Origin of the sequence: Flavobacterium gelatinilyticum (assembly GCF_027111295.1) — a bacterium.
Taxonomy (GTDB): domain Bacteria; phylum Bacteroidota; class Bacteroidia; order Flavobacteriales; family Flavobacteriaceae; genus Flavobacterium; species Flavobacterium gelatinilyticum.
Genome location: NZ_CP114287.1, coordinates 3,384,141 through 3,406,731, shown reverse-complemented (window position 1 = coordinate 3,406,731; position 22,591 = coordinate 3,384,141). Strand labels below are relative to the sequence as shown.

At 33.3% G+C, this 22,591-nt stretch carries 22 protein-coding genes; 20 read left to right on the top strand and 2 right to left on the bottom strand.

Features of this window, described 5'->3' with window-relative positions; genetic code table 11:
* Positions 1–40 precede the first annotated feature (40 nt).
* Entirely contained in the window at positions 41–1,093 is a 1,053-nt protein-coding gene (locus OZP11_RS14485) for a ferredoxin--NADP reductase (protein ID WP_281231265.1), read from the bottom strand.
* 130 nt (positions 1,094–1,223) lie between these two features.
* On the opposite strand from OZP11_RS14485, the gene OZP11_RS14480 reads away from it, so the two are divergent.
* The 18 genes from OZP11_RS14480 (at position 1,224) to OZP11_RS14395 (ending at position 20,274) form a co-directional block, all read left to right on the top strand.
* A complete protein-coding gene (locus OZP11_RS14480; RefSeq protein WP_281231264.1) occupies positions 1,224–2,693 on the top strand; it encodes a DUF5687 family protein in 1,470 nt (489 codons plus the stop codon).
* A gap of 64 nt (positions 2,694–2,757) precedes the next feature.
* Positions 2,758–3,453, top strand: coding sequence for an ABC transporter ATP-binding protein (locus OZP11_RS14475; protein WP_281231263.1), 696 nt, complete (start codon positions 2,758–2,760; stop codon positions 3,451–3,453).
* An 87-nt stretch (positions 3,454–3,540) separates the two neighbouring features.
* The gene (porW, locus tag OZP11_RS14470) at positions 3,541–6,147 is read left to right on the top strand and encodes a type IX secretion system periplasmic lipoprotein PorW/SprE (RefSeq protein ID WP_281231262.1); all 2,607 of its coding nucleotides are present in this window, start codon (positions 3,541–3,543) and stop codon (positions 6,145–6,147) included.
* Positions 6,148–6,151: 4 nt separating this feature from the next.
* Complete coding sequence (locus OZP11_RS14465) at positions 6,152–6,562, top strand: bactofilin family protein (protein ID WP_281231261.1); 411 nt, start codon at positions 6,152–6,154, stop codon at positions 6,560–6,562.
* Complete coding sequence (locus OZP11_RS14460) at positions 6,528–6,755, top strand: AtpZ/AtpI family protein (protein ID WP_281231260.1); 228 nt, start codon at positions 6,528–6,530, stop codon at positions 6,753–6,755. The genes OZP11_RS14465 and OZP11_RS14460 overlap by 35 nt, the downstream gene beginning before the upstream one ends.
* A gap of 568 nt (positions 6,756–7,323) precedes the next feature.
* Entirely contained in the window at positions 7,324–8,478 is a 1,155-nt protein-coding gene (gene atpB, locus OZP11_RS14455; protein ID WP_281231259.1) for a F0F1 ATP synthase subunit A, read from the top strand.
* A 96-nt stretch (positions 8,479–8,574) separates the two neighbouring features.
* Entirely contained in the window at positions 8,575–8,766 is a 192-nt protein-coding gene (gene atpE, locus OZP11_RS14450) for an ATP synthase F0 subunit C (protein ID WP_163409503.1), read from the top strand.
* A gap of 121 nt (positions 8,767–8,887) precedes the next feature.
* On the top strand, positions 8,888–9,388 hold the full coding sequence (locus OZP11_RS14445) for a F0F1 ATP synthase subunit B (RefSeq protein ID WP_281231258.1): 501 nt from the start codon (positions 8,888–8,890) through the stop codon (positions 9,386–9,388).
* 4 nt (positions 9,389–9,392) lie between these two features.
* Entirely contained in the window at positions 9,393–9,926 is a 534-nt protein-coding gene (gene atpH / locus OZP11_RS14440; protein WP_281231257.1) for an ATP synthase F1 subunit delta, read from the top strand.
* Between the two features lie 38 nt (positions 9,927–9,964).
* Positions 9,965–11,542: a F0F1 ATP synthase subunit alpha gene (gene atpA / locus OZP11_RS14435; protein WP_281231256.1), complete on the top strand. Its 1,578-nt coding sequence runs from the start codon at positions 9,965–9,967 to the stop codon at positions 11,540–11,542.
* Positions 11,543–11,631: 89 nt separating this feature from the next.
* Positions 11,632–12,492, top strand: a complete 861-nt coding sequence (gene atpG, locus OZP11_RS14430) for an ATP synthase F1 subunit gamma (protein ID WP_281231255.1) — start codon at positions 11,632–11,634, stop codon at positions 12,490–12,492.
* A gap of 735 nt (positions 12,493–13,227) precedes the next feature.
* Positions 13,228–13,674, top strand: a complete 447-nt coding sequence (locus OZP11_RS14425) for a GNAT family N-acetyltransferase (protein WP_281231254.1) — start codon at positions 13,228–13,230, stop codon at positions 13,672–13,674.
* 90 nt (positions 13,675–13,764) lie between these two features.
* Complete coding sequence (locus tag OZP11_RS14420; protein WP_281231253.1) at positions 13,765–15,225, top strand: lipopolysaccharide biosynthesis protein; 1,461 nt, start codon at positions 13,765–13,767, stop codon at positions 15,223–15,225.
* 29 nt (positions 15,226–15,254) lie between these two features.
* Complete coding sequence (dut, locus tag OZP11_RS14415; protein ID WP_281231252.1) at positions 15,255–15,689, top strand: dUTP diphosphatase; 435 nt, start codon at positions 15,255–15,257, stop codon at positions 15,687–15,689.
* Positions 15,690–15,791: 102 nt separating this feature from the next.
* Positions 15,792–16,808, top strand: coding sequence for a sugar phosphate nucleotidyltransferase (locus OZP11_RS14410; protein ID WP_281231251.1), 1,017 nt, complete (start codon positions 15,792–15,794; stop codon positions 16,806–16,808).
* A gap of 50 nt (positions 16,809–16,858) precedes the next feature.
* Positions 16,859–18,208 (top strand): tetratricopeptide repeat protein, encoded by a 1,350-nt coding sequence (locus tag OZP11_RS14405; protein ID WP_281231250.1) that lies wholly within the window; start codon positions 16,859–16,861, stop codon positions 18,206–18,208.
* Between the two features lie 12 nt (positions 18,209–18,220).
* Positions 18,221–19,000, top strand: a complete 780-nt coding sequence (gene lolB1, locus OZP11_RS14400; RefSeq protein ID WP_281231249.1) for a lipoprotein insertase outer membrane protein LolB1 — start codon at positions 18,221–18,223, stop codon at positions 18,998–19,000.
* 23 nt (positions 19,001–19,023) lie between these two features.
* Complete coding sequence (locus OZP11_RS14395; protein ID WP_281231248.1) at positions 19,024–20,274, top strand: murein hydrolase activator EnvC family protein; 1,251 nt, start codon at positions 19,024–19,026, stop codon at positions 20,272–20,274.
* Between the two features lie 46 nt (positions 20,275–20,320).
* Here OZP11_RS14395 and OZP11_RS14390 read toward each other — a convergent pair whose 3' ends face one another.
* Positions 20,321–20,740 carry a CBS domain-containing protein gene (locus OZP11_RS14390; protein ID WP_281231247.1) on the bottom strand — a complete coding sequence of 140 codons (420 nt, stop codon included), beginning with the start codon at positions 20,738–20,740 and terminating at the stop codon, positions 20,321–20,323.
* A 227-nt stretch (positions 20,741–20,967) separates the two neighbouring features.
* Here OZP11_RS14390 and rbfA point away from each other — a divergent pair, with 227 nt between their 5' ends.
* A complete protein-coding gene (gene rbfA, locus OZP11_RS14385) occupies positions 20,968–21,360 on the top strand; it encodes a 30S ribosome-binding factor RbfA (RefSeq protein WP_281231246.1) in 393 nt (130 codons plus the stop codon).
* A 1-nt stretch (position 21,361) separates the two neighbouring features.
* Positions 21,362–22,561 (top strand): ABC transporter permease, encoded by a 1,200-nt coding sequence (locus tag OZP11_RS14380; RefSeq protein ID WP_281231245.1) that lies wholly within the window; start codon positions 21,362–21,364, stop codon positions 22,559–22,561.
* Positions 22,562–22,591: the final 30 nt, after the last annotated feature.

The window sequence follows — 22,591 nt, the reverse complement described above, 5'->3', positions numbered from 1 at the left end:
CTGTTTGGAATTTAGAATTTTTTTATTGGAATTTTAAAGACTATACATCATCGTAATCCACATAAATAGTCTCAGATGTTGGATGAGCCTGACACGTTAAAATTAAACCTTCGGCAATTTCTCTATCGGTTAAAATAGAATTTTTTGTCATTTCGGCACTTCCGGTTGTAACACGTCCTAAACAACTGCTGCAAATTCCGCCCTGGCAGGAGTAAGGAGCGTCAACACCCTGTTTTAGAGCAGCATCAAGAATAGTTTGTTTTTTAGACATTTCAAAAGTAGTCTCTTCATCATCAACCAAAACCGTAATTTTTGTGTGTCCTTCCTGAGAACCCTGAATTACGTTTTCTTCTGTAGACGATGTAAAAAGTTCAAACTTAATTGCTGATTCTTTTACATTTTTCTCTTTCAAAACATTAGAAACCGTGTTGATCATTTCTTCGGGTCCGCACAAGTAAAACTTATCAAATTCAAGTTCTTTGTGTTTGTTGTTCAGCACAAAATTAACCGCCGATTTTTCGATTCTTCCAAACAAAGCATTTTCGGCTTTTGCCTGACTAAATACATAATGCACAAAAAAACGGCCTACGTATTGTAATTGCAGATCATGAAGTTCCTGGTGAAAAATAGTTTCTTCGGGAGTTTTGTTTCCATAAACCAATACAAATGAACTTTTTGGCTCATTTTTTAAAACAGATTTTATGATAGAAAGTACCGGAGTAATACCGCTTCCTGCCACAAACGCAGCATAGTTTTTTTGTCTTTCGGCATCAGGTTCAAAAGTGAATTTTCCTTCCGGCTGTCCTACTTCAAGAACATCACCTGCTTTTAATTTAGTATTAGCAAATTGAGAAAACAGCCCGCCTTTTACAGCCTTAACCGCAATTCGTAATTCACCGCTGTCTGGCGCAGAGCAAATAGAATATGCGCGACGAATTTCTTGATTATCAAGAGTTAATTTTAAATTTATGTATTGTCCCGCAACAAATTTATAGTCCGGTTTAAGTTCTTCAGGAACATTAAAAAGGATAGAAACAGCATCGGCAGTTTCGCGTTTAACCTCTTTAATTATAAGTTTTAAGAATGAAGGCATGGTTTAATTTTTTTGCAAAAGTAGCAAAGAGTAACTAATTGACACTTACTAAAATATTTTTTTTAACTTTTTTCGTAACGTTTTCCTACATTTGACATCTTAACTATATAAAAAACTAAAACCTTAAACCATGATTAAAAAGTTTATTTACCTCGAATGGAAAGCTTTCGTAAGATCGGCATCTTTTGGTAAAAACCTGACAATGAAGATTATTTTGGGGTTTCTAATGATTTACTTTTCAGTACTTTTTATTGGGATGGGTGTTGGCGTATTTTATATTCTTAAGGATATGAGAATGGAACCTTTTATAACAGTCAACCGGTTTTTGATCTATTATTTTTTATTCGATTTAATAATCCGGTTAATGATGCAGTCCATTCCGGTTTTAAATATTAAGCCATTATTGGTTTTACCATTTAAAAAAACTGTAATTGTTCATTTCTCATTGGGCAAAACAGCATTGTCATTTTTTAATCTGGTGCACACATTATTTTTTGTTCCTTTTTCAGTAGTATTAATTTTGAATGGTTATGATGTTGTTGGAATTGTTTTTTGGTATACAGGAGCAATGGCATTGGTATACATTAATAACTTCCTGAATATCATTTTAAGTAATATCGATAAATTATTTGTTGTATTTATTGTATTGATCCTGCTTTTTGGCGGAGCACAATTTTATAATGTATTTGATGTAACAAAAATTACAACTCCCTTTTTTCATGGCTTTTATACTATCAAAGGCTTGTTTTTAATTCCGGTATTGGCTTTAATTGCTTTATATATTTTCACCTTTAAATACTTTAAGAATAACTTATATCTCGACGCCGGTCTTTCTGTAAAAGAAGATATTGCGTCAACCGAAAATCTTGCATGGCTCAATCAGTTTGGAACTTTAGGAACATTTCTTAAAAATGATATTAAACTCATTAAAAGAAATAAAAGATCCAAAACCACAATTTTCATGAGCGTTCTTTTCTTGTTTTACGGATTATTATTTTACTCAGGAGGAATAGAAACGTACGACAAACCGGTAATGCATCTTTTGGCCGGTATATTTGTTTCGGGCGGTTTTTTATTTGTCTTTGGCCAGTTTGTGCCAAGCTGGGATAGTTCGTATTATCAATTAATGATGACACAGAATATTCCGTATCGTGGTTATATAATGTCTAAATGGTGGCTGATAGTTATTACAACTTTTATTACTACCATTCTGGCCTCTTTTTATATTTATTTTGGCTGGCATATTTATTTAACGATCGTTGTTGCAGCAATTTATAATATTGGAGTTAACTCGCATTTGGTACTTTTGGGCGGTGCATTTACCAAAACCCCAATTGATTTAAGCAATGCCGGAGGTGCTTTTGGAGATAAAAAGGCATTTAATGTGAGCGTTATGTTATTAACGATTCCTAAAATTGCAGTGCCCTTACTGCTTTACGGAATAGGCCTTTATTTTGACAACGACAATCTTGGTTTACTGCTGGTTGCCGGCGCGGGTGTCTTAGGTTTTATTTTTAAGGATAAAGTTTTTTCATTAATAGAAAAAAGATATAAAATAGAAAAGTACAGCACTATAAAAGCTTACAAACAAACGAGTTAATTAGATAATTTAGAAAATCAGCTGTAAAAACTTTAAACCAAACTTTAAACTAAAATTCCACCCTATGATACAAGTAAACCAGCTTTCAAAAAAATATAACGGCACGGTAGTTTTAAATATGCCAAATCTTGAAATTCCAAAAGGACAGAGTTTTGGACTGGTAGGAAATAACGGAGCAGGAAAAACAACTTTTTTCAGTCTTCTTTTAGATCTTATCAAACCTTCAACCGGAAATGTAAAAAGTAATGGAATTGAGGTAAATACAAGCGAAAACTGGAAATCCTTTACAGGATCTTTTTTAGATGAAAGTTTCCTCATTGGTTATCTTACGCCCGAAGAATATTTTTATTTTATAGGCGATTTACGCCATCAGAATAAAGCCGACATTGATGCACTTTTGCTGAAACATGAAGAATTTTTTAATGGCGAAATTTTAAAGAACAAAAAATACTTGAGAGATTTATCAAAAGGAAATCAAAAAAAAGTAGGGATAATTGCCACACTGATAGGAAATCCCGAAGTTATAATTTTAGATGAGCCTTTTGCAAATTTGGATCCGACAACAGTAAGCAGGCTGAAAAAAATTATAAAAGAACTGGCTGAAGATCCCAATGTTACCGTACTTGTTTCCAGCCATGATTTACAGCATACAGTCGAAGTCTGCGATCGAATTGTGGTCTTAAATAAAGGTGAAATTGTAAAAGATATTCAAACATCAAAAGAAACCTTACAAGAACTCGAATCCTTTTTTGCTGTATAACTTTTTATATTTCAAAAAAAGCGTATTTTTACGGGTCTTTTATACTAAAAATGCTTTTTATAAGTTTATGCTTTAAAATCTGGTCTATTGAAAAAGAATACTCTTAAATATAGTTTATTTCTCATTTTTTTATTCTTTTTGATAGCGTGCTCTACCAAGAATAATACCTTCGTGAACAGAAATTCCCATGCATTAAGTACAAAATACAACATTTTGTATAATGGAGGAATTGGTCTTGAAAAAGGTCTGAAATCTATTCAGTCCAATAATCAGGATAATTTTTGGAAAACACTCCCAATTGAAAAAATGCAGTTTGATGAAAATTTTTCGGAAGGAGAAAAAACAAAAAATGCTGATTTTGAGTTAGCCGAAACCAAAGCTACAAAAGCAATTCAGAAACACTCCATGAATATTGGAGGAAGAGAAAGAAACTACCAGATAGACGAGGCATACTTAATGCTTGGAAAAGCCCGATATTATGATCAGCGTTTTATTCCTGCGCTGGAAGCCTTCAATTATATTTTATACAAATACCCAAACAGCAGTAATATTTATACCGCAAAAATCTGGCGCGAAAAAACCAATATGCGCCTTGGAAATGATGCTATTGTGGTTAAAAATATAAATCAGTTATTAAAAAAGACAGATCTTGACAAGCAGACATTTTCTGATGCGAATGCCTTACTGGCAGAAGCTTTTTTAAATTTAGAACAAAGAGACAGTGCTGTTGCCAGACTTCGAGTGGCCGAGAAATTTTCGAGAATAAATGAAGAAAAAGCCAGATACCGTTTTATTTTGGGACAAATGTATCAGGAAGATGGAAAAAAAGACAGCGCAGCTTATTTTTACGATGGTGTAATACATATGAACCGTAAAGCAGACCGTAAATACATGATGCATGCTTATGCAAAAAAAGCACAGATGTATGATTATGAAAACGGAAACGATACTATTTTCCTAAAAACATATAATAAGTTAGTTGCAGATCGTGAAAACCGACCATATTATGATGTCCTTTTTTATGAAATGGGAATATTTTACGACAAAAAGAAAGACAACGAAAATGCGTTAAAATTCTATAATAAATCTTTAGGTAGAAAATCCAAAGATCCTTATTTGATGGCATCTGCTTATAGAAATATTGGCAACATGTATTTTAAAGCTACAGATTATACTATGGCAGCAAAATATTATGACAGTACGCTTACCAAACTCAACCCAAAGACAAGGGAATACGCTTTTATAGAAAAAAACAGAAAAAATCTTGATAACGTAATTAAATACGAAGGAATTGCAAAACGCAATGACAGTATTATTAAGGTATACGGAATGCCGGACGGCGACAGAAAAATTTACTTCGAAAATTATATAACAGAGCTTAAAAAGAAAGATGAAGCGAAAAGGATTTTAGAAGAAAAGGAAAAAGAAAAATTAGCCAACATCGATCGTAATAACAGTGCATCAAATGCTCCAACGGCGGTTAACCCAAATTCATTAGGAAAACCTGCAGATTTTGACGGCGGAGGTATTCGCCCTCCCGGGAATGAAAACGTAAGTACATTTTATTTTTATAATCCAACAACGGTGGCTTATGGAAAATTACAGTTCAAAAAAATGTGGGGTACCAGAACACTGGGAGGAAACTGGCGTTTAGCAGCAATAAAATCTGCGAATGATGCCATAATGAATGATACCTTAAATGATGTTACAGCATCAAAAGCTGCCGACACAATTGTTATTGAAAAATACACAACTGCATTTTATGAAAAACAGCTTCCAAAAACGCAGACAGCAATTGACAGTATTGGTAAAGAACGCAATTTTGCCTATTATCAATTGGGACTTATATATAAGGAGAAGTTTAAAGAATATGCGTTGGCAAGCGGTAAGCTGGAACAATTATTAAAAAATAATCCCGAAGAAAAACTGATTCTGCCTTCGATGTATAATTTGTATAAAATTTATCAGATAACAGATCCGGCAAAAGCCGAAAAGATAAAATCAGATATAACACTCAATTATCCTAATTCGAGATATGCTCAGATTTTAAACAATACAAATTCTGAGGATCTGGCTTCGGCGGATAAAGAATATAAAAAATGGTACAAACTTTTTGAAGAAGAACAGTTTGAAGTTGTTTTAGATAATATCGACAACCTGATAAATCAATATTCAGGAGACGAGATTGTTTCTAAGTATGAACTATTAAAAGCAAATACTTTAGGGAAAGTTGACGGACTTGAAGCCTATAAAAAAGGCCTTGAAAATGTTGCCGATAATTATCCGAATAGTGAAGAAGGAAAAGATGCCAGAGAAAATTTAGAAAAACAAGTTCCGGTTTTAGAACGCCTTAATTTTACAACGGTAGATAACAAGAACTGGAAAATCGTATATTCAGTTTCTAAAAATGACACTAAAACAGTTAAAAAAATAGAAGAAGCAATTAGAGTATTTTTATTAGTTGAAAATTACGAAAGACTGACAACTTCTTTTGATAAATACAATAAAACGCAGAGTTTTGTAGTTATTCATGGTTTAAAGTCTGAAGCTTACGCACAAGATGTTGCGGGAGTTTTAAAAGAAGATGATAAATATAAAATTGCCAATCCGGCAATTATTATATCAAGTGATAATTACAAAGTGGTTCAAATCAAGAAAAACCTCGAAGCCTATCTGACCCCCAAAACCCCATAATATAATGTTTGATAAAGTAAAGAAAAACGGAACAGAACTTTTAGGAAAAACTAACCGAATTGTTGAAGGAACCTCGATTGTAGGCGATATAGTGTCAAAAGCTGATTTTAGGCTGGACGGCGAATTAATTGGAAATTTTACATCGCAGGGAAAATTGGTAATTGGAATGAGCGGCGCAGTAAAAGGAGAAATCATCTGCAACAATGCCGATATAGAAGGAGAATTTCACGGAAAAATAAAAGTACTTGAAGTCCTTAATATTAAAGCAACAGCAAAAATCCACGGAGAAGTAGTTGTTGGAAAACTTTCGATAGAACCTGGAGCTGACTTCACAGCAACCTGTACCATGCTGGCAAATTCTAATCAGATATTATTAGAAGATGGAAAAGGAACCGAACAAAAATCAAAAGAATAAATGGATTGCACTCATCAATATTCCAATTCAGATGGGTGCGATTATTTTTTTATTTTCCTATCTCGGAACCTGGTTAGACGAAAACCATCCAAGCGAAAAAGTCTACTATAATAAAATCCTGGTTATAGTTGGAGTTGCTGTAGCATTATACAATGTAATAAGACAAGTTAACGAAATTAATAACACAAAGTGATTTTTATCATTAAAAGCATATAATAAAAGTTGCATATTTGTAATAAAATTATTGAAAATGCTTTTTAAAAAATACAAATCAATTTTACATCTGTTTTGTCTGGTAGTTACTACCTATATATTACATAAGGCAGTTTTTTCTTTTTTTAAATTGGATGATCATAATTTTCATTACAGTTTAGAAGTACTGTATGCAATATTTTCAGTATTTGCATTGATACTATTAATAATCGCATTAAAATTCAAAAGAGATAAATTCGACAGCATAGGAATGTTCTTTATGCTTGGGACTGGTGTTCAAATGGTTCTGTCATATTTGGTGATGCGACCTATTTTGTCAGATAAGATTCATAACATCGCATTTGAAAAAAGGAACTTTTTTGTAACATTTATTTTGTTTTTGTTATTTGAAACCATTTTAACTATCCGATTACTAAATGAAAAGCATTAAAATAACAATTCTTCAAAACAAGGTTTAAAAATAATTTTTCATATCCTTTTGAATATTAATAAAAAATGTACCTTTGCACCGAATTTTAGAAACGTAAAAAAATAAGATTTTCCACGATATGGTTATTTCAAACAAACCACGCAGATTTTTTCTTGCAGCTTTAGTAGCTTGTCTTCCATTAATGAGTTTTTCAAATTCTGAAAAAGACTCAGCGCATGTTCAAACTGAAGTAGCTCACGAAGGTGCTTCAGAAGGTCATCATTCGGCAGAACCAACAGATGTTAAATCTAAGATTAAAGCATTTATTGGTCACCACATGTTAGACTCTCACGACTTTACTTTAACACAAGATGATGAAACTGGAAAATATTATGGTTTCCCTTTACCTGTTATTATCTGGGATAATGGTTTACACATTTTTTCTTCTTCTAAATTTCACCACGGTCATGAAGTAGCCGAATCAAACGGAAACTATTATGTAATTAACCACCACGATGGTAAAATTTACAGAACAGAAGCTTCTGGAGAAATTCACGAAGACGAAAAAACAGGTCACCCAACAAATGTTCGTCCTTTAGATTTTTCTATTACAAAAACAGTTCTTTCTATTTTTGTTGCAGCTTTATTAATGTTTTGGTTATTTACAAGTTTAGCAAAATCTTACGCTAAAAATGGAGCAATTGCTTCTGGAGTTGGAAGATTTTTTGAACCACTTGTTCTTTTCATCAGAGATGATGTTGCAATTCCAAACATTGGAGAAAAGCATTATAAAAAATACATGAGTTATTTGTTGACAATATTTTTCTTCATATTGTTTTTAAATATCTTCGGATTGACACCACTAGGAATTAACGCAACAGGAAACTTTACAATTACATTTGCTTTAGCAATTATTACTTTCTTAATTACAAACATTTCTGCAAATAAGAATTATTGGGGTCACATTTTCTGGATGCCAGGTGTGCCAAAACCAATGAGAATCGTTTTAGCACCTATCGAATTGTTAGGAGTTTTCATTAAGCCATTCTCATTAATGATTCGTTTGTACGCAAATATATTTGCAGGTCACATCGTATTGATGAGTATCATCGGATTAATGTTTATTTTTAAAAGCTGGATCGGTAGTACATTATCTTTCGGATTATCATTTGCACTTTCTATATTAGAGATTTTAGTAGCATTTTTACAAGCCTATATTTTTACAATGCTGTCTGCACTTTATTTTGGTTCAGCAGTAGAAGAGCACCATCATGAAGAAGGTGATCACCATTAAAATTTCCTGAGAAGGTATTAGGTTTCTTTTTAAATCTAAATATCTTCAGAGTAAATTTATTATCAAATTGAATGTTTAATTTTTAATTTATATATTATGGAAATTCCAAATATCATTGGAGCAGGATTAATCGTAATCGGAGCAGCATTAGGAATTGGTAGAATCGGTGGTTCAGCAATGGACGCTATCGCTCGTCAGCCAGAAGCTTCAGGAAAAATCCAAACAGCTATGCTTATCGCTGCTGCACTTATTGAAGGTATTGGTTTCGCTGCGTTATTCGCATCTTAATTAAAACACAAAAAGCAATAGTTGCAACGGTTGGTTGTAACTATTGTTTTAAAATTAAAACATTGAAATTGCTTTGGCAATTATAGAGATAGACAAAAAATAAAATTTATAATCATATATAATGGATAAGTTAATAAATCAGTTTGAATTCGGTTTGTTCTTTTGGCAAGTATTAATATTTGTTGGATTAATATTTTTGTTGAAAAAATTCGCTTGGAAACCAATTCTTGATGCAGTAAATGATAGAGAGCAAGGGATTAAAGATGCATTACTTTCTGCTGAAAATGCAAGACAAGAAATGCAAAATTTACAAGCTGACAATCAAAGAATTTTGAACGAAGCTCGTGCTGAGCGTGATGCGATGCTAAAAGAAGCTCGCGAAATGAAAGAGAAAATGATCGCTGATTCTAAAAACGAAGCACAAGCACAAGGTCAAAAAATGATCGAGCAAGCTAAAGCTGCTATCGAAAGCGAAAAGAATGCTGCAATGGCAGAATTGAAATCTCAAGTTTCAACATTATCATTAAGTATCGCTGAAAAATTATTGAAAGAAGAATTATCTAACAAAGAATCTCAAACCAAATTGGTTGAGAAAATGTTAGGTGACGTAAAGTTAAACTAAGATTATGGCAAGTACAAGAGCAGCAATTCGTTATGCAAAAGCAATTCTGGACTTAGCAAACTCTAAAGGTGTTGCCGAAGCTGTAAATAACGATATGAAGTCAATTGCTTCTGCAATTGAAACAAATTTAGAATTGAGTACATTTATTGAAAACCCAACAACTACTGTTGAAGTTAAACAAAATGCTCTTTTAGAAGTTTTTGCAAATGTAAATGATGTAACCAAAGGATTGTTTCGTTTATTATTTGAAAACAAAAGATTTGAAATTTTAGCCGGAATTGCATCAGAATATACTAAAGTATATGACGAAAGCAATGGAGTTGAAGTAGCAAAAGTAACTACAGCTGTTCCTATGGATGCAGCTTTAGAAGCTAAAGTTTTGGCTAAAATTGCAACTTTATCGGATAAAAAAATTACGATTGAAAATATAGTAGATCCTGCAATTATCGGCGGGTTTATTTTAAGAATAGGTGATAACCAATACAATGCTTCTGTTGCAAACAGATTACAAGTATTAAAAAGAGAGTTAAGTAATTAGTTTTTATAACACAAAAAGTGTCTAAATTATAAATTAAGATGGCGGAAATCAAACCTGCTGAAATTTCAGCAATATTAAGAAAGCAAGTAGAAGGTTTTGAATCTGGTGCTACGCTAGAGGAAGTAGGAACAGTACTTCAGGTTGGAGATGGTATTGCTCGTGTTTACGGGCTATCTAATGTACAATATGGTGAGTTAGTAGAATTTGATAACGGTATGGAAGGTATCGTATTGAATCTTGAAGAGGACAATGTTGGGGTGGTACTTTTAGGACCTTCAACTGGAATCAAAGAAGGATCTACTGCAAAAAGAACTCAGCGTATTGCTTCTCTTAAAGTAGGTGAACAAATGGTAGGACGTGTTGTTAACACACTTGGTTTTCCAATTGATGGAAAAGGACCAATTGGTGGTGACTTATACGAAATGCCGTTAGAAAGAAAAGCACCTGGTGTAGTATTCCGTCAGCCGGTAACTGAACCATTACAAACTGGAGTAAAAGCAGTAGATGCTATGATCCCGGTAGGTCGTGGACAGCGTGAGCTTGTAATTGGTGACCGTCAAACAGGTAAATCAACTGTTTGTATCGATACAATCTTAAATCAAAAAGAATTCTTTGATGCAGGAAAACCTGTATTCTGTATATATGTTGCAATTGGACAAAAAGCGTCAACTGTAGCAGGAATCGCAAAAATGTTAGAAGAAAAAGGAGCAATGGCTTATACAGTTATCGTTGCTGCTAATGCTTCTGACCCAGCTCCAATGCAGGTTTACGCTCCATTCGCGGGTGCTGCAATTGGTGAATACTTCAGAGATTCAGGTCGTCCTGCGCTTATCGTTTATGATGACTTGTCTAAACAAGCTGTTGCTTACCGTGAGGTTTCTCTTTTATTAAGAAGACCACCGGGACGTGAGGCTTATCCTGGAGACGTTTTCTACTTACACTCTCGTTTATTAGAGCGTGCTTGTAAAGTAATTGCTGATGATGGAATTGCTAAAAACATGAACGATTTACCAGACTCTATCAAATCTATCGTAAAAGGCGGCGGTTCTTTAACTGCATTACCAATTATCGAAACTCAGGCTGGTGACGTTTCTGCATATATCCCAACAAACGTAATCTCGATTACAGATGGTCAGATTTTCCTTGATGGAGATTTGTTTAACTCTGGGGTTCGTCCTGCAATTAACGTGGGTATCTCTGTATCTCGTGTTGGAGGTAACGCACAGATTAAATCAATGAAAAAAGTTTCTGGAACTTTAAAATTAGATCAGGCTCAATTCCGTGAATTAGAAGCTTTCGCTAAATTTGGTTCTGACTTAGATTCTGTTACTTTAAACGTAATCGAAAAAGGAAAAAGAAACGTTGAGATTTTGAAACAAGGCTTAAATGATCCTTACCCGGTTGAAAACCAAGTAGCGATTATCTATGCTGGTTCTAAAAACTTATTAAGAAACGTTCCTGTAAATAAGGTAAAAGAATTTGAAGGAGATTTCATTGCTTACTTAAACAGTAAACACAAAGATACGCTTAATGCGTTGAAAGCTGGGAAACTGGATGACAGCATTACTGATGTTATCGAAAAAGCAGCAAAAGAAGTTTCAGCAAAATATAACTAATAAGATAATTGGTCAATTAGATAATTAGAAAAATCTTAGGATTATTCTAATTATCTAATTATCAAATTGTCACATTTTCTAATTAATAGATGGCAAATTTAAAGGAAATCCGTAATAGAATTACTTCCGTTTCATCGACGATGCAGATTACATCGGCAATGAAAATGGTTTCTGCTGCAAAGCTGAAGAAAGCACAAGATGCAATCACTGCAATGCGCCCTTATGCCGAGAAATTAACGGAGTTACTGCAAAATCTTTCTGCTACACTTGATGGTGAAGTAGGAGGAAATTACACAACACAACGTGAAGTAAAAAAAGTATTGCTTGTAGCTATAACTTCAAACAGAGGTTTATGTGGTGCATTCAATTCAAATGTTATTAAAGAGATTAAAAATCGTACTGATTTTTATGCTGGAAAACAGGTTGATGTTTTTGCCATTGGTAAAAAAGGAAACGATGTTTTAAGTAAAACTCATAAAGTTCACGGTCATCATAATGCAATTTTTGATCACCTGACTTTCGAAAATGTTGCCGGAATTGCTGATAATTTGACTGAAAAATTCTTATCTGGAGAATATGACAGAATCGAATTAGTATACAATCAGTTTAAAAATGCTGCAACACAAATTGTTCAGACAGAACAGTTTTTACCGTTAGCACCAATCAAATCTGATGAATCTGCTTCTGCCGGAGATTATATTTTTGAACCTTCAAAAGAGGAAATCGTTTTGACTTTAATTCCTAAGTCTTTAAAAACACAATTATACAAAGGTATCCGCGATTCATTTGCTTCAGAACACGGAGCACGTATGACAGCTATGCACAAAGCAACTGATAACGCAACAGAATTAAGAAACCAATTGAAATTAACTTACAACAAAGCACGTCAGGCTGCAATTACAAACGAAATCTTAGAAATCGTTGGTGGAGCAGAAGCTTTGAACGGATAAGAAATCTCAAAATACTCAATAAAAAAACAGCCGGTGTAAAATATTTTACACCGGCTGTTTTTTTGGAAGTTCTCTTTTTCAAGACATCTATAAACAACAAAGTTTATAAAATGGTGATTCTCAATTTACCCAAAAATTGAGAATCAAATACCATTTTATAAAATTATTGACACAGATTTTATCACTCTGTTGCTTTGTCTTTCATGGGAACAAACTAGCTTTATTAATCCCAATGCTCTGTTTTTTTGGTAAGGGTTACATTTCAGCAGAATCAATCCCTTTGCTTTGTCTTTTGTGGGAACAAACAAGCTTTATTAGTCCCAATGCTTTGCTTTTAGTTTTTAAAGGGTTGTATTTTAGCTTTTCTCATTCCCTTTGATACAAAGTTAGCATAGAAGTACTTCTAAAAATTTATATAATTTTTATAGATTCTTACACATTTCACATGTCGTATTAAAAAATCATGTAACATTTTAATACAAAGGAAGTTAATTAGATGTCTATTTTTTGTAAAAGTCAAATTGATGCATTTTCTTTTCTATAAGTTTCATTTTGTTATGCTAATATGAAGTCTTCTTTTAAAGAAACGAAGTTTAATGTATGTTTAGTGTTAGATGACATATAATTTTTTAGATAGTAAAAATTTTGACAAAATCGCAGATGAAAGTCCTTTACAGGTTTTAAACATAATATTAGAAGATTTTTAAGTATTTTTGAATATTATTCTTTAGAACAATGACTTTACAAGTACGAGAGCTTACCACCATTGAAGAAATGACCGCTCAAATAGAAACGATCCGATTTTTATATCCTAATATTTCCCTTGAAAAATATACTTCATTTCTTTCTGAAATGATTCCTCATAATTATATCCAGATAGGAGTTTTCGAAAATGAAATCTGTCTGGGCATAACAGGTTGTTGGTCTGCTACAAAACTCTGGACAGGTAAATATCTGGAAATCGACAATTTTGTGGTTAATCCGGAATACCGTTCAAAAGGAATTGGAAAACTGCTTACGGATTTTGTAGAAAAAAAAGCTTTAGATATAGGATGCAGCAGTATTGTCCTTGATGCTTTTACAGGAAATTTTGGAGCGCATCGATTTTATTACAATCAGGGATATTCTCCAAAAGGCTTTCATTTTGTTAAAGTTTTAGACGAAAATAAACTGACACATTAAATAGAATTTAAGTTTTTATTGAACCTCTAAAAGCATTAATAAACCAAAGAATTGGTTATTTTTGTTTTCCGAACTTTATTACTAATTATTTTGGGATTATATAAAAATCTATTCAAACAAACTGCAATTTATGGACTGGCAACCGTTTTACCGCGAATGCTGAGTTTTTTATTGGTCAGATTATATACAGGTATTTTACCAACTGCAGAATATGGCGAAGTTTCGATTGTTTTGTCCTGGATGGTTTTCTTTAATGTCGTTCTTTCCTACGGTATGGAAACCGCTTTTTTTAGATTTTACAGTGCCGAGGAAGATAAGAAAAATGTTATCGCAACATCTACAATATCAATTTTTTGGTCATCGATCGGATTTTTATTCGCAGCTTTAATTTTTAGAAATACGCTGGCAAACTGGGCCGAAGTAGATGCGCAATACATTACCTATTCAGTTTGGATTTTAGTTTTAGATGCTTTGGTTTTGGTACCATTTTCTAAGCTGAGAGCCAACCAGAGGCCTATGGTGTATGCAGCAATTAAAATAGGAAATGTGGTTATTAATTTATTATTGAATATCTTTTTCCTGATGTATCTTCCAAAACTGGCAGCTTCAAATCCAAATTCAGTTTGGGATAATTTATATGTCGAAAATTTCCAGATCGCCTATATTTTCATTGCAAATTTATTGGCAAGTTTAGCCACTTTTATTGTTCTTTCTCCAAATTATCTTTCACTTGGAAGAAAATTTGATCCGGTACTTTGGAAAAAAATGATGAAATACGGACTGCCTATTCTCGTTGCCGGACTGGCTTTTGCTGTTAATGAACATTTCGACAAAATCTTATTAGGATATCTGCTTCCTGAGAATTTGGCAAAGTCAGAAGTAGGAGCTTATTCAGCTTGTTACAAGCTGGGATTATTCATGGTTCTTTTTGCAACAGCTTTTAGGTTAGGAATCGAACCTTTCTTTTTCAGCCATGCCAAAAACGAAAACGCACCTCAGACTTATGCCGTAATCACGAAATACTTTGTAATTTTTGGTTCACTTATTTTACTGGGAGTTATTGTTTTTGCCGATATATTAAAATTCTTACTGCTCGACAACAAATCCTATTGGGAAGCAATGAAAGTAGTGCCGTTAATTATTCTGGCAAACTTCTTTTTAGGAATTTACAACAACTTATCGGTTTGGTATAAACTAACAGACAAAACAAAAATAGGGGCTTATATTTCCATAGTAGGAGCAATTGTAACACTTATTTTAAACTATTTATTAATTCCAAAATACAGTTATTACGGTTCGGCTATCGCTACAATTTCTGCTTACGGAAGTATGATGTTGATTTCGTATGTTTTGGGAAATAAATATTATCCAATACCTTACGACATGAATAAAATCTCGGCTTATCTGGGGATTTCAATTTTATTTTCGGCTATTTCATTTTATGGATTTAGAGAAAATTATTTCGTGGGAATTCCGTTATTACTAGCGTTTATGTATTTTGTCTACCATAACGAAAAAGACACCATCAAAGGAATTATGAATAGAAAGTAAACGTGCTTTTTTAATCTTTTAAATAAAAAATGAAAATTCAAATTATCAATAAATCACAACACGATTTACCAAATTACGAAACTATTGCATCTGCAGGAATGGATTTGCGTGCCAATATTTCTGAACCAATTACGTTAAAACCTTTAGAAAGAACCATTGTAAAAACCGGACTTTTTATCGAATTGCCAATTGGTTACGAAGCACAGGTAAGACCTAGAAGCGGTCTGGCAGCAAAAAAAGGAGTAACCGTTTTAAATTCTCCGGGAACTGTCGATGCTGATTACAGAGGTGAGATAGGAGTGATTCTTGTAAATTTATCAAATGAAGAATTTGTAGTTGAAAACGGAGAAAGAATCGCACAACTAATTATTGCCAAACATGAAAGAGCTGAGTGGATTGAAGTAGAAGAACTTTCTGAAACTTCAAGAGGAGCCGGCGGATTTGGAAGTACAGGGGTAAAATAGTTTTCAGTCTGGCTGTAAAATTTCTCCTGATTTTAAAAATTTAAACTTGAACTAAACCAAATAGAAGATTTGAAATCTTCCCATATTTAAAATAGATATTACATGAAAATAATCGTCCCAATGGCAGGACGCGGGTCGAGACTGCGTCCTCATACTTTAACAGTTCCAAAACCATTAATCCCTGTTGCAGGAAAATCGATCGTTCACCGTTTGGTCGAAGATATTGCCAAAATATTAAAAGAACCAATCGAAGAAGTTGCTTTTATTCTTGGTGACGAAGCTTTCTTTGGAGCTGATTTAGTAGAAAGCCTTCAGGATCTGGCAAAAGGACTGGGAGCAAAAGCTTCTATATACCGTCAGGATTTGCCTTTAGGAACTGGACATGCAATTATGTGTGCCAAAGAATCGTTGTCAGGGCCGGCAGTTATCGCTTATGCAGATACTTTAATCAGAGCCGATTTTGAATTAGATCCTTCAGCCGATGCTGTAATCTGGGTAAAACAAGTAGATCAGCCGGAAGCTTTTGGCGTTGTAAAACTAAACCCGAATAATGAAATTATAGAATTAGTTGAAAAACCAAAAGAGTTTGTAAGTGACTTAGCTGTTATTGGCATCTACTACTTTAAAGAAGTTGGAGATTTGAAAAAAGAGCTTCAGAATGTTTTAGACAATAATATTCAAAATGGAGGTGAGTACCAAATCAATGATGGAATTAAGGCCATGATGGCCAATGGAAAAGTTTTTAAAACCGGAAGTGTTGACGAATGGATGGATTGCGGAAACAAAGATGTTACAGTTGAAACAAATAGCAGAATGTTAGGTTTTTTACATAATGACGGAGAACATTTAGTAGACCAAAATGTAACATTAGATAATGCAGTGATCATTCCGCCATGTTATATTGGAGAAAATGTTGTGTTAAAAAACACTACAATCGGTCCGAATGTTTCTATTGGAAAAGGATGCCACGTAACCGACAGTACTATTAAAAATAGCTTAATACAGACGTATTCTCAAATAAAAAATGCTAACTTAGATAACGCAATGATTGGAAATCATGTAAGTTATGATGGTAAATTTACCAGTATCAGCATTGGTGACTATTCAGTTTTAGAATAAGATATAGTAAAAACAAATTCGTTTTTCTAAAAAATGAAATCATATAAAAGATGAAAAAAAGCATTCTGATATTTTTATTTTTTGCGCTTCTGGGCAATTCAACTTCGGTTTTTTCTCAAACAGAACCTGAGGATATTGCGATGGTTCCGGATGATTATCAGGATGCTTTTTATGAATCTTTGAAACAAAAAGGAATTGAAAATTACGATAAAGCTATAGCTTCTTTAGAGAAATGCATCAAGCTAAAACCTAATGATGCTGTTGCTTATTTTGAATTAGGAAAAAATTACTTTGCTTTAAAAGAATATCAAAACGCAAATGATGCATTTGTAAAAGCCACACAATTAAACCCTAAAAACAAATGGTTCTGGTTAGGAATTTACGATGTAAGCTTTGAAACCAAAAATTATCCTCTGGCGATAGAAACGATTCAGAAAATTATTGTTTTTGATGAAGAATACAAGGACGATCTGATTACGTTGTATATGATTACCAATCAATATGATAAGGCACTTATTGCTATTAATGAAATGAATGATAAATTCGGGAAATCATCAGATCGTGAAATTTATAAAAGCCAGATTTTATCACAGGGAAAATATCAGAATGCAGAAATTGGGAACTTAATCGAACAAATTAAAAAGAACCCGAAAGAAGAATCCAATTACATAAGTCTGATTTCTTTATATTCAAAATCGCAGGAACCTGAAAAAGCTGTAGAAGCTGCCAAACAACTGGCAAAAGAAATTCCGGATTCTGAATGGGGACAAGTGAGTTTGTTCAAAACGTATTTAGATGCCAATCAGGCCGATAAAGCCATAAAGTCGATGAATGTGATTTTGTCGAGTTCAAAAATTGATTCAAAAATCAAACACAGAACTTTGAATGAATTTTTAATCTATACCAATAAAAATCCGCAGTATGCATCTGATTTAGAAAAAGCAATTTCTTATTTTGACAATGATAAAGATGTGGATGTTTCCAAAGAAATTGGAAAATTTTATCACAGTAAAGGCCAGTTTGAAAATGCAATTAAATATTACGAAAAAGATTTAAGTACAAATTCAGATACAGACCGAGAAACGAATCTGCTTTTGCTTGAAGCCTATTCCAAAGCAAAACAGTTTGCTCCGATGACCAAAAGGGCGATGACAATGATTGAAGTATATCCAAGCCAGCCTCAGTTTTATTATTATGCCGGATTGGGGAGCAATCAGTTACAACAATTTAAAAATGCCAAAACCGTTCTCGAAATGGGACTTGATTATGTTGTGGAAGATAAAAAGCTTGAAGCAGATTTTAATATGCAGCTGAGTGAAGCTTATAATGGACTAGGTGATGCTAAGAAAAAAGAGGAATACTTTTTGAAAGCAAATGAGTTAGTAAAACAAAAGAAATAAGGAGAAATTACGATGAAAAAATATATTATAATTGCATTGATGTCTGTTTTTGTGATCTCATGCAAATCAAAAGCCGTTGCTGTCCAGAGTAGCAACACTGCCGAAGTTGTTACGAAAAAAGACAATAAAGCAATTGAAAAACACTACGAAAACAAATTAGATTTTTCGACATTATATATCAAAGCAGCAGCAAAATACGCTGACGAAAAACAAAGTCAGAATGTAACAGCTGAAATTAGAATTGAAAAAGACAAACAAATTTTAATCAGTGTTCGATTCTTAGGAATCACTATGGCAAAAGCTTTAATAACACCAACAACTGTAAGCTATTACGAAAAAATAAATAGTACGTATTACGAAGGCGATTTCAGCAGTTTAAGTAAATGGCTGGGTACAGAACTGGATTATACTAAAGTTCAGAATTTATTAGTAGGTGAAGCTTTTGATGATTTAAGAGAAGGAAAATACACGCAGACTATTGTAGAAAATCTTTTCCGTCTGGAAGATGAAAAAGACCAAAACATCAAAAAAGCATTTTATTTAGATCCTGAGAAATATTTGGTTCAGAAAGAAGAAATTTCACAGCCGGCTGAAAACAGAAAATTAGAAATCAATTATTTTGATGCTAAAACTTTTAGTCAGGGAACAATTCCAACCGCTATTACGATAAATGCAGTACAGCCAAAAGGAACAACCAATATTAATCTGAATTACAATAATATTTCGTTCAACGAAGAACTTTCTTTTCCTTATAGTGTGCCGAGCGGGTATAAAAAGGTTTTAATTAAGTAAATTTGCAAAAAGAAAATTTAAACATGCCAAAATTTCTCCTAAGCCTAATTTTTGTTTGTGCCACTACATTTGTATGGGCGCAGGATTCGCAGCAAGAAAAACTGGAGCAGCGTAAAGCTCAGATTCTTCAGGAAATTAAAGACAATGAAAAAATGTTACAGTCGGTTAGAAAAAAAGAAAAATCAGCTGTAAATGAGTATTTAATCCAGGCAAACAAAATTAAGCTGAAAGAAAAGCTGATCAATACAACGGCAAAGCAGGAAAAAGTCTTGAGCAATGATATGTATATTAATCAGGTAAAGGTTAATAAACTAAAAAAAGAACTGGCGGTATTAAAAGAAGATTATGCAAAAATGATCCTGAAATCATATAAAAGCCGTTCTGAACAAAGCAGGGCTATGTTTATTTTGTCTTCAGAAAGTTTTTTACAAGCTTACAAAAGAGCGCAATATTTAAAGCAATATACAAGTTTTAGAAAAAACCAGGGGTTAGAAATCCAGTCAAAATCAGCAGAATTAGTCGATTATAATAAGAAACTGGATGGCCAAAGACAGGTTAAGAAAAAGATTATTGCAGAAAACGAAAAAGAAAAACAGGGTCTGGAAGTAGAGAAAAAAGAACAGCAGAAACTGGTTAATGCACTTAAAAAAGATAAAAATAAAATTGCGGCCGATATTAAATCGAAACAAAGCGAATCCAAAAGAATCGACAGACAAATCGACCGTTTAATTCGTGAAGCAATTGCCGAAGCCAATAGAAAAGCGGCTCTTGAAAAAGCAAAAGAAAATCCGGGATCTACAGCAAAAGCGCCTGTTTCGTCTTCTAAAATTGCCATGACGCCGGAAGATAAAGTTTTGGCTGCAGATTTTAAAGCCAATAGAGGAAGATTGCCATGGCCGGTAGAAAAAGGATTTATTTCTCTGGGTTATGGAGATCAGCCCCACCCGCTGCACCCTTCAATTACAGTACATAACTCAGGAGTTGAAATTACAACCGAGGATGGTGCCAGTGCAAGAGCAGTTTTCGCAGGAGAAGTTTCAAAAGTAATCGTTCTATCTCCGGTTAATAAAGCAGTAGTAATTCAGCACGGGGATTTCTTTACAGTTTATCAAAACCTAAGTTCGGTTTCTGTTAGCCAGGGCGATAAAGTTTCGATTAAACAAAATATTGGAAAAGTAAGAACCAGTGGTGATACGGGAAAAACCATCATAAAATTTTTGATTCTTCAAAACACAACAAATGCCGATCCGGAAAACTGGCTTCAAAACAGATAACATAAAAACGGGACTTAATTTAAGTCCCGTTTTTCTTTTTTATAATTTAATCATATTGTTCCAGAAAATATCTAATAACATCTGTTGTAGTTACAATTCCTTTCAGCTCATCATTATCTACAACAGGAAGTGCATGAAATTCTTCTTTCGAAAAAATTTCAGCCAAATCCCTGATAATGGCAGTCGAAGTAACTGTTTTAGGTTTGGCGGTCATTACCTGCGGAATAGTCAGCATTTGTAATACCGCTTCGTCACTGCCTTCCTGTCCTTCGAATAAAGCACCAAAAGTAAGTCGGTTAATATCGGTACGGCTTATAATCCCGACTACTTTTTTACCGTTAACAACCGGAATGTGTCGGATTGAATTTGATTTTAGTTTGTCTACTACCTGAGTCAAATCATCATTTAGATTTACAGTTACCACAGTTTTGGTCATAATGTGGCTGATTGGTTCTCTCTTTTTCATAATAATGTTAGTTTTATGTTCTATCAAATATGTCAAATATTTCTGATAAAACATATGATCTTTATCATGTTTGAGGAGAAAACAAGGAGATCGTAAGAAGCTAAATTTCAATCGTTTTTTCGAAAATAAAGCTGTTAAATAAAGATTTAATACGGCATAATTATAAATTCATTCTTTAGTTAATTTGAAATTGTGACGATTGAATTTAAAAATAGTATTTTTGCAGTATGGAAACAAATAGACAGAAAAAAATAGGCACTGTAATCCAGAAGGATCTGGTTGACATTCTGCAGGGTGAAGTGAGAAAAAATGGAATTAGCAATTTGGTAATTTCGGTATCCAAAGTAAGTGTTACTACAGACTTATCTGTGGCAACAGTATATTTAAGTATTTTTCCTCAGGAAAAAGCAAAAGAAACATTAGAAGGAATAAAATCAAATACAACTTTAATAAAACATGACTTGTCACAGCGTGTTCGCCTGCAGCTGCGTCGTGTACCCAATCTGGTTTTCTTTATCGATGATTCATTAGATTATATCGAGAAAATAGACAATGCTTTAGCAGGAAAAGAAAACCCAATAGAAAACCGTGATCTTTTAGATAAAAGAAGAAAATCATAAATTGAATTTCCCCTTATACATAGCCAAGCGTTATCTCTTTAGCAAAAGCAAAAATAATGCAATCAATATCATCAATAGAATTGCCAGTATGGGAATCATTGTTGGTACAATGGCTTTGTTTGTGGTTTTATCTGTTTTTAGCGGTCTGAAGGTTTTCAGTTTGTCTTTTACAAATGAGATTGATCCTGATTTGAAAATGACAACTATGTATGGCAAATCATTTTTTATTTCGCCGGAACAGGAAAACCAAATAAAAAAAATAAACGGTGTTGCCTCTTACACCAAAATCATAGAAGAACGGGTTTTGTTTTTGTTTAAAGACAAACAACACGTTACCTATTTAAAAGGAGTCGACAGCCTTTATCCTGTAGTTAATAATATTAAGGTAAAACTTTTTAACGGCCGATGGTTAAAACCGGATTCTTATCAGGTTGTTATTGGGTACGGAATTGCACAGGATTTTTCGATGGGAATTCTGGATTTTGAAAATCCGCTTCAGGTATTTGCACCAAAACCGGGAAAAGGAGCAATAGAAAATCCTGAAGAAGCTTTTAATAAAACAGATGTACTGCCGGTTGGAATTTATTCTATCAGTGAAGAACTGGATTCAAAATATGTTTTCGCAGATTTAGGTTTGGTTCAGGATTTATTGATGTATAAATCAAATCAGATTTCAGGAATGGAATTTCACCTCAAAGAAAATGCAGATGAAAGTGCCGTTATAGCCCAGCTGAAAAACATTTTTAAAGATAAAGTTACTTTAAAAAACAGGGCCCAGCTTAACGAATCTTTATATAAAATGCTTAATACAGAGAATATTGCTGTTTACCTCATTTTTACTCTCGTTATTATTGTGGCACTTTTTAATTTGATTGGCGCTTTGATTATGATGATCTTAGATAAAAAAGGAAACCTTAAAACCCTTTTTAATCTGGGAACCGAAATAAACAGTCTAAGAAAAATATTTTTACTGCAGGGAACTCTGCTAAGTATTTTTGGCGGTCTGATCGGACTTGCTTTGGGAATTATTTTAGTCATTTTACAACAACAATACGAGCTAATAATGATTACACAAACATTAGCATATCCTGTAGTTTTTACACTCGAAAATGTCCTGATTGTTATGGCGACTATTATTTCTCTTGGATTTGCTGCCTCACTTATTGCAAGCAGCCGTGTAAGTAAAAAGTTATTAGATTAATATTTCGTACTAAAAAATATTACTTATATT